The 3104-nt window shown below is 49.2% G+C and carries 1 rRNA gene; it reads right to left on the reverse strand.

The features are described 5' to 3' along the window. Nucleotides 1-170 precede the first annotated feature (170 nt). Nucleotides 171-3057 (reverse strand): 23S ribosomal RNA (locus tag C7Y70_RS19320). Nucleotides 3058-3104 lie beyond the last annotated feature (47 nt).

Consider the following 3104-nt stretch of genomic DNA (forward strand, 5'->3'; position numbering starts at 1 on the left):
GGGTCAGGTGGGTCCAAAACGCTATTGTCACCAAGCAAATTTGGTGTAAGTTCGATTTAATCAAACTTACTAAAATTTGGAATTTCTGATAATAAAGTCTTCAAGTATCTACTTTAGTCTATTAACTTCTTCGCTTGTTTCACTATCACATAAAACGCGTTTGGCGTTGTATGGTTAAGCCTCACGGGTAATTAGTACAAGTTAGCTTAACATGTCACCATGCTTCCACATCTTGCCTATCAACGTTGTAGTCTTCAACGGCCCTTCAGAGACTTTAAAAGTCTAGTGAGAACTCATCTCGAGGCCTGCTTCGCGCTTAGATGCTTTCAGCGCTTATCAGTTCCGAACGTAGCTACCGGGCAATGCCATTGGCATGACAACCCGAACACCAGCGGTTCGTTCACTCCGGTCCTCTCGTACTAGGAGCAACCCCTCTCAATTCTCAAACGCCCACGGCAGATAGGGACCGAACTGTCTCACGACGTTCTAAACCCAGCTCGCGTACCACTTTAAATGGCGAACAGCCATACCCTTGGGACCGACTTCAGCCCCAGGATGTGATGAGCCGACATCGAGGTGCCAAACACCGCCGTCGATATGAACTCTTGGGCGGTATCAGCCTGTTATCCCCGGAGTACCTTTTATCCGTTGAGCGATGGCCCTTCCATTCAGAACCACCGGATCACTATGACCTACTTTCGTACCTGCTCGACGTGTCTGTCTCGCAGTTAAGCTGGCTTCTACCATTACACTAACCGTACGATGTCCGACCGTACTTAGCCAACCTTCGTGCTCCTCCGTTACTCTTTGGGAGGAGACCGCCCCAGTCAAACTACCCACCAGGCACTGTCCGTAACCCCGATTCAGGGGCCAACGTTAGAACATCAAAACTACAAGGGTGGTATTTCAAGGACGACTCCAACAAAACTAGCGTCTCTGCTTCAAAGTCTCCCACCTATCCTACACATGTAGGTTCAATGTTCAGTGCCAAGCTGTAGTAAAGGTTCACGGGGTCTTTCCGTCTAGCCGCGGGTACACAGCATCTTCACTGCGATTTCAATTTCACTGAGTCTCGGGTGGAGACAGCGTGGCCATGGTTACACCATTCGTGCAGGTCGGAACTTACCCGACAAGGAATTTCGCTACCTTAGGACCGTTATAGTTACGGCCGCCGTTTACCGGGGCTTCGATCAAGAGCTTCGTCCGAAAACTAACCCCATCAATTAACCTTCCGGCACCGGGCAGGTGTCACACCGTATACGTCATCTTGCGATTTTGCACAGTGCTGTGTTTTTAATAAACAGTCCCAGCCACCTGGTCACTGCGGCTCCCGTCCGCTTAGAGAGCAAGTCTCATCACAGATAGGAGCGTACCTTCTCCCGAAGTTACGGTACGATTTTGCCTAGTTCCTTCACCCGAGTTCTCTCAAGCGCCTTAGTATTCTCTACCTGACCACCTGTGTCGGTTTGGGGTACGATTCGGTATAATCTGAAGCTTAGAGGCTTTTCCTGGAAGTATGGCATCAGCAACTTCACCACCTTAGTGGCTCGTCTCGTGTCTCAGTCTTAGCAACCCGGATTTTCCTAAGTCACCAACCTACTCACTTTCACATGGACAACCATCGCCATGCTTGCTTAGCCTGCTCCGTCCCCCCATCGCAATTATACCAAGTACGGAAATATTAATCCGTTTCCCATCGACTACGCCTTTCGGCCTCGCCTTAGGGGTCGACTTACCCTACCCTGATTAACATGGGATAGGAACCCTTGGTCTTCCGGCGTGCGGGTTTTTCACCCGCATTATCGTTACTCATGTCAGCATTCGCACTTCTGATACGTCCAGCATACCTCCCGGTACACCTTCAACCGCTTACAGAACGCTCCCCTACCACTCAGAATAAATTCTGAATCCGCAGCTTCGGTGCATAGTTTAGCCCCGTTACATCTTCCGCGCAGACCGACTCGACCAGTGAGCTATTACGCTTTCTTTAAAGGATGGCTGCTTCTAAGCCAACCTCCTGGCTGTCTGGGCCTTTCCACATCGTTTCCCACTTAACTATGACTTTGGGACCTTAGCTGGCGGTCTGGGTTGTTTCCCTCTTCACGACGGACGTTAGCACCCGCCGTGTGTCTCCCGGATAGTACTTTACGGTATTCGGAGTTTGCAAAGGGTTGGTAAGTCGGGATGACCCCCTAGCCTTAACAGTGCTCTACCCCCGTAAGTATTCGTCCGAGGCTCTACCTAAATAGATTTCGGGGAGAACCAGCTATCTCCCGGTTTGATTAGCCTTTCACTCCAAGCCACAAGTCATCCCCTAACTTTTCAACGTTAGTGGGTTCGGTCCTCCAGTTGATGTTACTCAACCTTCAACCTGCTCATGGCTAGATCACCGGGTTTCGGGTCTATACCTTGCAACTATTCGCCCAGTTAAGACTCGGTTTCCCTACGGCTACCCTAATCGGTTAACCTCGCTACAAAATATAAGTCGCTGACCCATTATACAAAAGGTACGCAGTCACAGAACAAGTCTGCTCCTACTGCTTGTACGTACACGGTTTCAGGTTCTATTTCACTCCCCTCACAGGGGTTCTTTTCGCCTTTCCCTCACGGTACTGGTTCACTATCGGTCAGTTGGGAGTATTTAGCCTTAGATGATGGTCCACCTATATTCAGTCAAAGTTTCACGTGCTCCGACCTACTCGATTTCACTTAAAATGTATTTTCATGTACGGGACTATCACCCTGTATCGTGGCACTTTCCAGAGCCTTCCATTAACACATAATAAGCTTAAGGGCTGTTCCGGTTTCGCTCGCCGCTACTTCCGGAATCTCGGTTGATTTCTTTTCCTACGGGTACTTAGATGTTTCAGTTCTCCGCGTTCGCCTCGTTAACCTATGTATTCAGTTAACGATACCTGCAAGCAGGTGGGTTTCCCCATTCGGAAATCTTAGTCTCAAGTGCTTTTTACTAGCTTGACTAAGCTTATCGCAAGTTAATACGTCCTTCATCGCCTCCAACTGCCAAGGCATCCACCGTGTACGCTTAGTCACTTAACCATACAACCCAAACGGGTCTTTGTTTCGTGACAGTTTAACTTCGCCAG

This window comes from Pseudoalteromonas sp. KS88, assembly GCF_004766475.1.
Classification (GTDB): Bacteria; Pseudomonadota; Gammaproteobacteria; order Enterobacterales; family Alteromonadaceae; genus Pseudoalteromonas.